The following is a 12,716-nucleotide window of genomic DNA, read 5'->3' on the forward strand; positions in this document are numbered from 1 at the left end:
AAAAAAATCTCCCTTTCGTGAAATAGATTCACGGAAAATTACTACTTTAGTATGCAAACAGTTCGTCTTATGGAGATTACATAAGAATCAGCCTTTAAACTTCGCTATGCAAATGAAAATCAACAAACCTTTCAATCAGCTTCACAAAGAAGAATACTTGCACTACATACAAAACCACAAGCAATATTCTGATTTTAATACTCTGGGACTGTATCGCTCCTTATTGGAAAACGAAATGCTCACCTTGAATGAACTTCTAGAAATCCGTGATTTTGCCCATACGATTTTCCAAAAAACATTTGATTTCCTCCAGCTCAAAGATCCTAGAACCTATATGAAAGTGGTTTCCCTAGGTGAGGACTTGACCCCACAAGAGAGCCAAGTACTTTGGGAAAGTGTCCGCGACAACCAACAAAAGATCCTGAAAGAAAAACGCTTTGGACACCGTAATTTCGGCACCTATTCCAAACACGAATGCGGACTTCCCTATTGTACACTTGACGGACTGATGGTAAAGCAAAATTCACCCCTAGGTCGTGACGGCATCTGTTTTGAGAGTGATGAAAACAAAGATGAAAAACACGACAAATCAAAGCGATTGCAAAAAGAAAAGCGAAATTTCAAACAAAACAAAAGAGATTTTGAGGATTAAAAAAGGGATCTCAAACTCGAGATCCCTTTTTCGTATATAATAGGAAAGCGACAATTACACTTTCATAATATCGGCTTCTTTTACTTTGACTTGTTCATCAATTACCTTAATAAACTTGTCAGTAAGCTCCTGAACAGAAGCTTCTGTTTGTTTGATTAAGTCTTCAGAGATGCCGTCCAATTTTTTTAGTTCCTTCATTCCTTCTTGACGCGCGTTACGTACAGTCACTTTGCTTTGCTCTGCTTCTGCTTTGGCTTGCTTTGCAAGATCTCTTCTTCGTTCCTCGGTCAAAGGAGGTACATTCAAAATAATGGTATCCCCATTGTTAGAAGGAGCAAACCCTAAATTGGAATCAATAATTCCTTTTTCAATAGAACGAATTGCGGTACGGTCCCATGGTTGAATTGAAATGGTCATGGCATCTGGAACCGAAACGTTTGCTACTTGAGAAAGAGGTGTAGGGGCACCGTAATATTCCACCATTACATCTTGTACCATCGTTGTCGAGGCTCTTCCTGCGCGTATTTTTTGAAACGCGTGCTCTAAGTGTTTGATTGCGGCATTCATTTCGTCATTCACTGACTCCACAATTATATCTAATTCTTCCATTACGTATATATAATTTGATAGGTTACACATTGTTTGATGCTCTTTGGATTCTACTCCAAAAAAAAATTAGTTCACAAGGGTTCCGACCTGCTCTCCTTGCACCACTTTTAGCAAATTGTCCTGTTTGTTCATATCAAACACGAGAATTGGCAAATGGTTTTCGTGGCTTAAGGTAAAGGCGGTCATGTCCATTACTTTTAAGTTCTTTTCAAAGACTTCTTTAAAACTTAAGGAATTAAATTTCACAGCATCGGCATTGGTCTCCGGATCGCTGTCGTAAATTCCATCGACACGGGTTCCTTTTAAAATGACATCTGCTCCCACTTCAATAGCACGAAGCGTTGCGGCCGTGTCCGTCGTGAAATAAGGATTTCCTGTACCGGCTCCAAAAATCACCACTCGCCCTTTTTCAAGGTGGCGTGTGGCACGTCTCTTAATAAAAGGTTCTGCAATTTTATCCATTTCAATGGCACTTTGCAAACGGGTATACACCCCTAGGTTCTCAAGGGCGCCTTGAAGTGCCATCCCATTAATCACGGTGGCAAGCATTCCCATATAATCCCCTTGAACACGGTCCATTCCATTGGCAGCTCCTGCAAGTCCTCGGAAAATATTACCTCCTCCAATGACGATGGCCACTTGGCATCCTAGATCCACTACCTTTTTGATCTCTTTTGCATACTCCTCTAGGCGATTGTTGTCAATTCCATAAGCACGTTCTCCCATCAGGGCTTCTCCACTTAATTTTAGAAGGATTCTTTGGTATTTCATTTCTTTTATTTTCCTAGGTGCAAATATAAGGAAATGTCGATAATTTGTAGCCTGGCAATTAAAATAACCTTTTAATTTTTGAAGCTCTTTCAAAATGACTTACTTTTGTAAGGCATTTTTTAAAAGTCAACCACTTTGATCCCATGTACATTGATTAATACTAAACTACTTTCTTTATGAACCGCAAACCTGTCATTGCCATGGATGGATTTTCCTCCACAGGAAAAAGTTCGATTTCAAAAGAAATTGCGAAAAAGCTAGGCTTAATCCACCTCGACACAGGAGCTCTGTACCGTGGAATCACTTATTTTGCGTTAAGCAAGTGCCGCTCATCTAAGAAGTCCTTGGATCTAGAGAAGCTTTATTCCCATTTTGATCGTATTGAACTCGAGTTTAAACAAAATGAAAACGAACTAGACCTCTATCTTAATGGACAGAATATCGCAATGGAAATCCGATCTCCGGAAGTTAGCGACCATGTAAGTTACATCGCAAAACAAGCACCTGTCAGAGACTTTTTGCTTTCTACTCAGCGGCAAATTGCGCAGAAAGGCGGTGTAATTATGGACGGTCGTGATATAGGCACCACGGTACTTCCCGACGCTGATTATAAGTTTTTCCTGACCGCCAGTATTGACGAAAGGACTCTTCGCCGATACCTTGAACTGCTTTCTTTTGGACAAAAAACGAGTAAAGAGGAAGTAAAACAGAACCTTGAGCAGCGTGACAAGATGGACAGTGAACGCGAGGTATCCCCTCTTCGTAAGGCAGAAGATGCAATTCTGATCGACAATACCAAGCTGACCAAAGAGCAAACCATTGCACTCATTTTGTCTCATATCACGAAGTAAAAAGAGAATTTTTGTCTTATTTTGAGCTGAAAAGCGAAAAAATATCATAATTCCCACCTTAACATACTTTATGACCAATCGGTTTCAATTTGGCATTTTTGTTGCACCTTCACAGAAGAACCATTAAACGATTAATAACATCAAAATTCAAGAACAAATGGCAAAGAAAGGAAATAATACAGCGGCCGTATTGGCAGGGCTTTTAGCAGGAGCAGCCGCGGGCGTAGTTTTAGGAATGCTTTATGCACCTGAAGAAGGAAAAGAAACCAGAAAGAAAATCAAATCCAAAGCGGACGATCTAGCACACCAAGCGCAAGAACAGTACGGGAAAACCTCTGAGCAGGTAAAAGAGCAGTACGGTAAGACCGCAGAAAAGGTAAAAGATCAATACGGCATTGTGTCGGAAAAAGTAAAAGATCAATTCAGTCAAATTTCCTCGCAAGTCAAAGAGACGGCGGACAAAGTATCGAGTTCTGTAAAAGAAGGCTATGATAAGTACAAAAGCCAGGCTGCAGGAACGGTAGCAGAAGTCTCAAAGGACATTGAAACGGAACTGGACGCCTTAAAATAACAAAGGCGCCTTTCTCCAAGGCTAGGCATTTAAATATTCATGGGAAACTTAGCTTTTTTAAGTTTCCCATTTTTTGTAAATTCACACCAAATTTCTATTACGTATGATTCATCTCGTTAAAGAGTACGCTAGCAAACGACTCGAGCTCCTGAAATTAGAAGCGACTGAAAAATCTTCGAAAGGCGCTGGACTCCTTGTTTTCTTCGGCCTGGCAGCTTTGGCTGCTCTGTTTTTCATTCTCTTATTTAATATCGGTGTAGGACTCTATATTGGTTCTTTGCTCGGGAACTACGGCTATGGAATACTCATCGTAGCGGGTTTCTACCTGCTTGTATTATTGCTGCTAATTGTATTGCGAAAATTCATCACATCCAAAGTGGCAGGAGGAATCATCAAATTTATAAACGACTAAGATTATGGCCAAAATTACGACCATCGAGGAGCTAAGAAAAAGAAAGCTCGAACTCAAGGCCGAAGTTCAAGAACTAGAGGGCCTACTTACCTTTGAGAGTCCAAAAGAATCACTAAGTCTTCTCAGTGGAGGACTCTCCGACCAGTTTTTGACGGAAAAACCATCAAAAGACGGTCAGAAGAAACTGGCCATCAAAACGGCTCCTTTGATTAAAGGACTTGGAAACTCACTGTTAGGAAAAAAAAGCAACCGATCCCTTCTAGCTTTTGATCACACCAACGCTCAGTCCAACTTGTTAGAAACTTCTCTCAAGTTAGGCACGGCAGCCCTTGTGGGGAATCTAGCCAAGAAAAGCATCAAAAGCAAAAGCTGGAGAAATCGAATTTTAGGACTCGTCTTAATCTATGTGGCTCCAATGGCCCTTCGATTCTTGCGATCCAAACTTGAGGTATACGAGAAAAACAAAAGCGTATCTAGTTTAGAAAAACTAATCTAGAATATTCTTCTTAGGTCCCGATTATCGGTTCGAAAAATAAGCGCCTAAAATAATGCCTGTTGCCATCGAGACGTTTAAACTCTCGGTGGAGCGGATTTCGCCAAATTGCGGAATGGTAAGGGTTCGCTCAAGCAGAGGCTCTAGGGTAGATCGGATTCCATTTCCCTCATTTCCTAAAATGAGGTTTATTTTTTCAGGAAACGCAAACTCATAAAGATTTTCTCCCTGCATATCGGTTCCGACAGCTATATGTTCGGATTCCTCAAGGAAAGTAGGAAGATCCAAATAATGGACCTTCACGCGAGTAAAGGATCCCATAGAGGCTTGGATTACTTTCGGATTGTATAAATCTACTGTGTCTTCACTACACACGATTTGTTCAATCCCAAACCAATCGGCTAGTCGGATGATCGTTCCTAGATTGCCTGGATCTTGCAAACCGTCTAAAACCAAATTCAATTTAGTCCCAGTTAGCACCGAAGATTCATCTTTTTGTTCCACGAGGGCAACGGAATCTTTCGGATGTTTTAAAAAACTAATTTTCCTTAGATCGGTTGGCCCAATTTCTGTTATCAACTCCTTATACGAAGGACTTTGAGTAAGAGAGTTTGGCTCTAAGGAGAATATTTGTTTAATTTTATAATCGGAATTAAAAAGTTCAGAGATGGTTTTATTGCCTTCAACCAAAAACAAATTGTATTTTTGTCTGAACTTCTTTTTGTCTAAAGACTGTATAACTTTTATAGTATGAGCGGTAAGCATTGCAAGAAATATTTTCAAAAGTATCACATATTTTTTTCTGTCGCAACATCAATAGGTGTTCTTTATGCCTGTAGTACGACGAAAAAAGTACCCGATGGGGAATATTTACTCGTAAAAAACAAATTTGAATACGTAGATTCAAAAGAACACGCTAGTGAACTTCCCGGCTATGTGAGTCAATCTCCTAACAAAAAGGCTCTGTTTCTATTTCCTATCGGTCTGATGGCCTACAATTTAGCGACACCCAAATACGACACCCTACTCTCCGAGTACATGACTTACCCTTCAGAAATCCGCGATCAAAAACTACGGGACTCGCTCTTTTTAAAATACGACATGCCCCAAGACGTAGGAAAGAACCTTTTCATGGATCGTTTTTTACACACCATTGGACAACCTCCCGTCATTTTAGACCAAAGTCAATCTGAGAACAGTGCTGACAACATAAGGAAACGACTTGTATTTCGTGGTTATTGGGATGCCAATGTCAATTTTCACCACAAGTTGGACTCGAGCGCTAAAAAAGCGGAAGTAGAATACCAAATTAAGCACAACGACCCTACGCGAATCTCTGAGTATTATTACGACATACCGGATCCAAACATCAAGGCGCAGTACGAGAGTCAATTCGAGAAAAGCAAAATTTTAACAGGGGACATACTAGACCAAACAAAATTAGAGGACGAAGTCGATCGAATTACTCAGCAGATGCGTAAAGAGGGCTACTATCGTTTTAACGCAAGCAACGAGGAAATTTATTTCACAGCCGACACGCTTCAAAGTCGTAAAAACATACCCCTTGTGATGGAGATCCAAAAGGACTCTCTTCATACTCCTTACAAGAAGGCTACCATAGGAGATATAAAGGTTTATGTGGTAGAAACCATGGAAGATGTTCCTCTAACGGTGAAAGACTCTCTAAGAGGGATTAATATCTATAAGTTGGATGATCAGTACAAGACCCCTGCCCTTTGGCGTCCTATTATTCTTCGAAATGGGGAAGTCTATGACCAAGGGAATCTTGACCTTACGAAACGAAACCTCTCGGCGATGAATAATTTTAGTATTATTAGTTACGAAGAGGATTTACGAAAGAACTCAGACAGTATTATAGACGTGGCTTATTACCTCGCTCCTCTACCCAAATACGATTTAAGAACGGCCCTCGATTTGAGTTATTCTCAAATCCTCAATTTTGGTCTCGCGCCCTCTGTGGATTTAACCTCACGAAATGTTTTTGGAGGAGCGGAAAACTTAACGGTGGGGCTTTCCGGAATTGTGGGAAGCGTGAAGGACACAAAAAACTTAGACAAACGCTCTGTGGCGTACGAAGTCTCTGCGCAAGGAACCCTAAGTTTCCCTAGGCTATTACTTCCCTTCCGTTCGTATAAGCTTTTCCCAAAACGATACTCTCCAACTTCCAATGTCAATTTAGGAGTGAGTGTACAAAATAACATTGGTCTAGGTAGAATCTCCTTTAATACGGGACTTAATTACTTCGCTAATATAAACGATGTGGTGACCCACCGACTTTCGTTATTCAATACGCAATTAAGCTTAACCCAAAACAAAGACCGGTATTACGAATACTTTCCAAAGGATGGAGAATTCAGGGACCAAATGTTCCAACTCTATTCCCCTACGCTCTATGAAGAATTCATGCAGGGACAAGTGAGTTCCGATGAAGTCTCAAGTCAAATTCTCCAAGATTTGCCTTACCAGGAAAATTTGGCAGGACCGGATTTAGACCTATTCAATAACTTCCGCCAATCGATTATAAACAAGGACAGACAAACCCAAGATGTTTTAATCTCCTCTGTGATCTACAATTTCATTTACAACGAGATTGGCAAGAAAGATAGAATCAACCCTTTCTATTTTAATGGAAAAATAGAAACCGCCGGAAACCTCCTAGGCATCCTTGCAAAAGAGGCTTCCCAAAGTGAAGGCATCGCGGCGCAAAATGAGCAAAAAGCCATTTTTAACATTCCCTATTCTCAATTTGTAAAGTTCGATTTTGACGTACGTAAGTACTTTCAATTCTTTGACAATAAACACACCCTCGCACTTCGCCAGTTCGTAGGCATTGGAATTCCGTATGGCAATTCCTCTACCATGCCTTTTGTGCGTTCTTATTTCAATGGAGGATCAAACGACATCCGAGCTTGGAGGGTTTTCGGAGGTCTAGGACCCGCCGACTCTCAATTAGACGAACGGGTAAGGGCCTATGTGATGGATAACATCAAATTAACCACCAACATTGAGTATAGAATGCCTTTTAGTTCCATGTTTGAGGGAGCTGCCTTTGTGGATGCAGGTAACATCTGGAATCTAAAAGACAGTGGCTTTGGGGATCAGTTCAAATTTAGCAAATTCATCTCTCAAATGGGAGTAGGTGCAGGGCTTGGACTACGTATCAATGTGGCTTATATTACACTTCGTCTCGACGCGGCTTGGAAAGTCCATGACCCCAACCGTCCCGAGGGAGACCGCTGGGTGATTAGCAAATGGCAACCCTTTAAGCCTACGCTTAATTTCGCATTCGGATATCCGTTCTAATGTAGAGACATAAAACTAAAAAAAGAGCCCTGCATTTCCAATGCGGGGCTCCTAGTTTTGTTTCACGAAAAGTCTTAAACGATTTCGCTTGTGAGGCCTTTGTCTAAGAGTTTTTCATGCATCGGTTTAAGTACCTCTAAAGAACCTGACTTGACGGTGCACTTTCCTTTGTAATGGATGAGAAGCGTACATTGCTCTGCTTGAATTAAAGAATGTTTACAGATACTCACAAGACAGTCAATTACAAAATCAAAAGTGTTCACATCGTCGTTCCAAACCACGAGCTTATTTTCAAACTCATCTTCCTCTAAAACGAGCACATCTTGCTGCTCCTCTTTTTCTCTTTTTGGATCGTTATAATCGCGATTTAGGGAAAGGGTCCCTAAAAGTCTTTCACTTGCCATTTTTACTCTGTCATTTCTTCGTCTATGGCCTGGTCTGTAGACTCGTCTTCATAGATTAGTTCTACTACCTCCACACTTTTATTATTCATCTTCAGGATCTTAAACTGATACCCGTTGATTTCAAACTCTTGATTTTCTTCCGGAATGTTTTCTAGTTGGTGCAAAATATACCCTGCAAGGGTATTGAATTCCCCTTCTTCCGAGAGTGGAAACTCTTTCGGAAGATTCTCGTTAATCTCTTCCAAAGGCTGGGTGGCTTGAACCCAGAAAATATTTTCTCCTACTTGGTCCACAATTTTATCTTCATCGTCTTCCTCGTCTTGAATTTCACCTACAAGCTCCTCTAGAATGTCTTCTAAAGTAATAATCCCTTCGGTTCCTCCAAACTCATCAATGACAATGGCCAAATGCTGCTTCTTCTGTTGGAAGACTTTGAGCAAATCTGAAATCTTTTTGCTTCCCACCACAAAAAAGGCATCCCGCATAAGCGAACGTAAAACTTCGTGGTCCATCGTCGCTTTTCTTCTTACATACTCCCTTACAATCTCCTTGGCGTAAAAGATGCCGACAATGTTATCGATGGAATCTTCGTACACAGGAATTCTAGAGTATCCACTGTCCATGATTTGCTCTATGATTTCCTCAATGGAATCTTCAAGATCAATGGATAAAATATTTTGACGAGGAACCATGATCTGTTTGGCAGAGTGGTCTGTAAAATCAAATGCGTTCTTGATAATCTCATAGTTCTCCTCCTGAATTTCTCCCGAATCTGCAGACTGCTTTACAAGAAGCTGCAATTCCTCCGTGGAGTGTATTTCTTGGTCTGAGGCTGGGTTGATCTTCATGAGCCTTAGACAGGCATTCGACATTTGATTCATGGTCCAAATGAAGGGTCTAAAGACGGTGTAAAACACACGAAGAGGCACGGCAATCGCCATGGTGGTCGGTTCTGCTTTCCGGATTGCGATGGACTTGGGAATCAATTCACCAAAGACAATGTGCATCACGGTCACGATTAAAAAGCTAATCACAAGCGACAACGTGGTAATGGTCGTAGGGTCAGCCATCAAATTGAATTGTATGAAGACCTTTTCAATTAGATGGTGCATCGCGCTCTCCCCAACCCAACCTAAGGCCAGTGAGGCAAGCGTAATTCCCAACTGCGTGGCAGAAAGGTACTCGTCTAAATGCTTGATGATGTGCTCGGAATGCTTGGCTAATTTGTGGCCTTCTGCAGCCTTGAGCTGAATTTGTGAATAGCGTACCTTGACGATTGAAAATTCAGCAGCTACGAAAAAACCATTAAGTAATACTAAAAATAAGGCTAATAAAATCTTGACTAAGTCTGAGTCCATTTAAAAGTTAATAAACATTGGGGCAAAGATAAACATTTTTTTAATTTCAATTTGAGGAAGTTACGCCTAATACGCCTAGGAGAATTACTTAAGTGTTTTTAAACTTAAGGCATAAAAAGTACCTCCAAGCAACCCCCCAACTAGCGCTCCATAAATCACATCGAGTGTATAATGCACGCCTAGATAAATTCGGCTGTACGCGACGACCCCTGCCCAAAGAAGAAACAAAATCGCATAGGGCTTAATTCGCTTTCTTAAATGCAAAAACATAAAGGCTGCAATAAAAAAGGTATTGGAGGCATGGGCCGAATAAAACCCAAAGGGGCCTCCACACTTCACTTCTCGAACCAGACCCTCAAGCGAAGGCTCATGACAGGGCCTAAGTCGTTCTATTCCGTATTTAAAGACGTTGGACAATTGGTCCGAGATGGTCACACCCAGAGCAATAAAAAGAAGCATAAAAGCCAAATTTCGCCAACCGAAATTGGATTTTAATAAATAGAGGAAAATTACGTAGAGTGGAATCCAAATAAAAGTTTTGGATACAAGGAGCCAAAAGGAATCAAAAGAGCTGTCTCCTAAATTATTAAGAAAAAGAAAGAGCTCTGTATCGTATTCTAAGAGACTCGTCATGATCTACGGCTTACCGGACCCTCGTGGGTGGGATCTTCAAAAGAAGGAAGGGCCGTTTTCTCAGCACCCTCGTCCTTGACTAGAGAATTGCTATCCATCGTGGTGGCCTTTTTTAAGTCTTCGATTTCCTGCTTTATTTCTTGCACAGGAGTATACTCTTTGGCCGCCATTTTCACTTTGTCTATTTCTCGTTTAATCTCAGAAACCGGCTCGTGGGTTTCCTTAAGAATTTCGGTTTTTATATCGTCCATTGCGCCTCTCATTTTGCGAACCCCAGAGCCCAGGTCTCTCGCAATTGAAGGCAGTTTGTCAGGTCCGAAAAGTACGATAATGGCCACTGCAATGACGACCATTTCCATGAATCCTAATTCCATGCTGCTAAATTAATAAAGATTTTCCATTCCACTTCTACATCGCCTTTAAAAAAGGCCTACTTCTTTTGTTATTTGGATTGTTTTTGAAACACATAATAGATAAACACAGCGCTAAGTCCCATAAGAAGAAACCCTAAGAAAAAAGGAGCTCCCGGAAATGAGAAAGGGGCCGTATCGTGCGTAAAATAATAAAAGACATTGGTCATCATAGGCGGACCAATAATAGAGGTTAAACTCACTACACTTGTAAGGGCTCCTTGCAAAACCCCCTGCTCGTTCTTAGGAACTTTGGAGGTAATTAGGGACTGAAGAGCAGGACCTGCAATTCCTCCTAAAGTATAGATTCCAAGAATGGCAAACATCATCCATGGTTCGGGTGCAAAGGCAAATAAAAGCATTCCTACCGCGTAAAAGAGAATTCCATACAAAATACTGCGTTCGCTACCAATTCGCGGATGGACTTTGGACACGAGATACCCCTGAACTAGGGCGGTCATAGCTCCCATCACCCCAAGAGAGATTCCCACCATTCGTTCGTCCCAAGAGAAGCGAAACATGGTGAAGTAAGCCCAATTGGTCTGTACCGCATGCGCAGCCACATAGACCAGGAACCAGGCAAGAAGCAGTTTGAAAATTTCAGGATGTTTTTTAATCTGATAAAGACTTCCAATCGGATTGGCTCGTTTCCAAGAAAAATCACGACGGTATTTCGGCTCTAAACTCTCTGGCAAAACAAAAATTCCATAAAGAAAATTCACAAGACAAAGAACACCGGCTGCGATGAAGGGAAGCCTGGCTCCGTACACCCCTAAAACCCCACCTAAGACCGGACCAATGATAAATCCAAGTCCGAAGGCTGCCCCGATGAGTCCAAAGTTTTTGGCACGATTGGAATCGTCTGAAATGTCTGCAATGTAGGCGCTGGCTGCCGTGACACTCGCCCCGGTAATACCTGAGAATATACGTCCGATGAAAAGCCACAAAATGGTGGGTGCCCAAGCCTGAATAAAGAAGTTTATGGAAAACCCTAAGAGCGAAAGCAAAATCACAGGTCTGCGACCGTATTTGTCGCTTAGGTTTCCAAGGATAGGCGCAAAAACAAACTGCATAAATGCGTAGAGAAACCCGAGCCAACCTCCATACTTGGCCGCCTCCGATATGTCTGCATTGATCAGTTCTTCAATTAATTTCGGAACTACGGGAATTACAATTCCCCAACCGGTTATGTCCACTAGAAGGGTTATAAAAATAAACCCCATGGCAGCGGAATTTTGCTTTTTCTTCGCCATAATAAGGCTGCAAATTTAAGTCATTTTGCGCAATTAAGAAGGTAGAATTAAATCGCTAATGAAGTTTTTCGTAAATCCCATTGGCTAGCATGAACACTACTCCAATGAAAATCCAGACCCTAAGGGTGTTTAGAAGCAGTGGGATTCTTGCAAGTCGAACACGAACCACTCGAATGCAGGCAAACAAAAGCACAAGAATGGAGCTGCTAAAATAAAAGGTAAGGTAATTAAAGGACTGAATTCGCGCTACAATTCCTAAAGCTACCCCCATGGTGACCACAAGTAGTACAGCCACAAGTACACTGGTGTATTTCACTCCAAGGACAATGGGCAAAGTTTGGTAGTCAAATAGCACATCGGCCCTTAGCGTTAAGAAGTCCTTCAATACATCGACCACCAAAAGGATTAAGAACAAAAAAGCAGCCATCAAAAATAAATTCAGCGAGAAATGCTGATAGTAAACAAGCATTCCAAAAAAAGGATAAAGGGTCAAACTTACAAACGTAAGGTTATTCACAATCACAATCTTGCTTAATTTGTGGCTATAAAACCACATCATAAATTGATAGAATAGAAAAAAGACGAAGATTCGTGGGGAAAGAAAGTAGGCAATGCCCAGGGAGAATGCATTTAACAGCACATAGGAATACAGAAAATACTTTTGCTTCAAAAAGCCTTGCAGCTTCGTCACAAAGGGCTTTTGAATTCGGTCTTTCTCAAGGTCGTAAAATTGGTTGATGATCCCTCCTGCACCAATGCTTAGAATGCTACAAAAGATAATCCCATGAATTTTATAATCAAAGACAAATTGCTTTAAGGTTTCTTCTTGGTTGATTATAAAAAAAGTAGATACGTAAAGGGCAAAGGTAAAGAGTAGCAGCATGAAAATCCGGGCCCCAATTAGGAGACTTACCAGTTGAGATACACGGTACATCAGCGGGCTATTCTGTTTCATGGGCGAGTTAATTTTGCTTT

15 protein-coding genes are annotated in these 12,716 nt (G+C 41.2%); 6 read left to right on the forward strand and 9 right to left on the reverse strand.

Annotated elements, in window-relative coordinates:
* Positions 1–112 precede the first annotated feature (112 nt).
* Positions 113–652, forward strand: coding sequence for a hypothetical protein (locus ACX3PZ_RS09295; protein WP_459112624.1), 540 nt, complete (start codon positions 113–115; stop codon positions 650–652).
* Positions 653–706: 54 nt separating this feature from the next.
* On the opposite strand, the gene frr is transcribed toward ACX3PZ_RS09295, so the two are convergent.
* Together frr and pyrH are read right to left on the reverse strand one after the other, a co-directional pair.
* Positions 707–1,261 carry a ribosome recycling factor gene (gene frr / locus ACX3PZ_RS09300; protein WP_459084141.1) on the reverse strand — a complete coding sequence of 185 codons (555 nt, stop codon included), beginning with the start codon at positions 1,259–1,261 and terminating at the stop codon, positions 707–709.
* Positions 1,262–1,327: 66 nt separating this feature from the next.
* Positions 1,328–2,032 (reverse strand): UMP kinase, encoded by a 705-nt coding sequence (gene pyrH, locus ACX3PZ_RS09305; RefSeq protein ID WP_459084142.1) that lies wholly within the window; start codon positions 2,030–2,032, stop codon positions 1,328–1,330.
* A gap of 176 nt (positions 2,033–2,208) precedes the next feature.
* On the opposite strand from pyrH, the gene cmk reads away from it, so the two are divergent.
* The 4 genes from cmk to ACX3PZ_RS09325 all read left to right on the forward strand — a co-directional run bounded on the left by cmk (position 2,209) and on the right by ACX3PZ_RS09325 (position 4,362).
* The gene (gene cmk, locus ACX3PZ_RS09310) at positions 2,209–2,883 is read left to right on the forward strand and encodes a (d)CMP kinase (protein ID WP_459084143.1); all 675 of its coding nucleotides are present in this window, start codon (positions 2,209–2,211) and stop codon (positions 2,881–2,883) included.
* A gap of 157 nt (positions 2,884–3,040) precedes the next feature.
* Complete coding sequence (locus ACX3PZ_RS09315) at positions 3,041–3,454, forward strand: YtxH domain-containing protein (protein ID WP_459084144.1); 414 nt, start codon at positions 3,041–3,043, stop codon at positions 3,452–3,454.
* 103 nt (positions 3,455–3,557) lie between these two features.
* Positions 3,558–3,866: a phage holin family protein gene (locus tag ACX3PZ_RS09320; RefSeq protein ID WP_459084145.1), complete on the forward strand. Its 309-nt coding sequence runs from the start codon at positions 3,558–3,560 to the stop codon at positions 3,864–3,866.
* 4 nt (positions 3,867–3,870) lie between these two features.
* Positions 3,871–4,362 (forward strand): phosphoribosyl-ATP pyrophosphatase, encoded by a 492-nt coding sequence (locus tag ACX3PZ_RS09325; RefSeq protein WP_459084146.1) that lies wholly within the window; start codon positions 3,871–3,873, stop codon positions 4,360–4,362.
* A 21-nt stretch (positions 4,363–4,383) separates the two neighbouring features.
* Here the strand turns inward: ACX3PZ_RS09325 and ACX3PZ_RS09330 are convergent, their stop codons facing one another.
* The gene (locus ACX3PZ_RS09330; protein WP_459084147.1) at positions 4,384–5,124 is read right to left on the reverse strand and encodes a TrmH family RNA methyltransferase; all 741 of its coding nucleotides are present in this window, start codon (positions 5,122–5,124) and stop codon (positions 4,384–4,386) included.
* Between ACX3PZ_RS09330 and tamL the strand changes: the two genes are divergently transcribed.
* Positions 5,110–7,683, forward strand: coding sequence for a translocation and assembly module lipoprotein TamL (gene tamL, locus ACX3PZ_RS09335; RefSeq protein ID WP_459112625.1), 2,574 nt, complete (start codon positions 5,110–5,112; stop codon positions 7,681–7,683). The two genes, ACX3PZ_RS09330 and tamL, sit on opposite strands and share 15 nt — an antisense overlap.
* Before the next feature lie 74 nt (positions 7,684–7,757).
* Here tamL and ACX3PZ_RS09340 read toward each other — a convergent pair whose 3' ends face one another.
* The 6 genes from ACX3PZ_RS09340 to ACX3PZ_RS09365 form a co-directional block, all read right to left on the reverse strand.
* Entirely contained in the window at positions 7,758–8,087 is a 330-nt protein-coding gene (locus ACX3PZ_RS09340) for an ATP-dependent Clp protease adaptor ClpS (protein WP_459084149.1), read from the reverse strand.
* A 2-nt stretch (positions 8,088–8,089) separates the two neighbouring features.
* Positions 8,090–9,445: a hemolysin family protein gene (locus ACX3PZ_RS09345; RefSeq protein WP_459084150.1), complete on the reverse strand. Its 1,356-nt coding sequence runs from the start codon at positions 9,443–9,445 to the stop codon at positions 8,090–8,092.
* Positions 9,446–9,529: 84 nt separating this feature from the next.
* A complete protein-coding gene (locus tag ACX3PZ_RS09350; RefSeq protein WP_459112626.1) occupies positions 9,530–10,078 on the reverse strand; it encodes a phosphatase PAP2 family protein in 549 nt (182 codons plus the stop codon).
* Positions 10,075–10,452 carry a Sec-independent protein translocase subunit TatA/TatB gene (locus ACX3PZ_RS09355; protein WP_459084154.1) on the reverse strand — a complete coding sequence of 126 codons (378 nt, stop codon included), beginning with the start codon at positions 10,450–10,452 and terminating at the stop codon, positions 10,075–10,077. Before ACX3PZ_RS09355 ends, ACX3PZ_RS09350 begins: the two co-directional genes overlap by 4 nt.
* A gap of 68 nt (positions 10,453–10,520) precedes the next feature.
* Complete coding sequence (locus ACX3PZ_RS09360) at positions 10,521–11,741, reverse strand: TCR/Tet family MFS transporter (protein ID WP_459112627.1); 1,221 nt, start codon at positions 11,739–11,741, stop codon at positions 10,521–10,523.
* Positions 11,742–11,796: 55 nt separating this feature from the next.
* Positions 11,797–12,696 (reverse strand): UbiA family prenyltransferase, encoded by a 900-nt coding sequence (locus tag ACX3PZ_RS09365; protein ID WP_459084157.1) that lies wholly within the window; start codon positions 12,694–12,696, stop codon positions 11,797–11,799.
* Positions 12,697–12,716 lie beyond the last annotated feature (20 nt).

Source organism: Chryseobacterium sp. A321 (assembly GCF_054489265.1).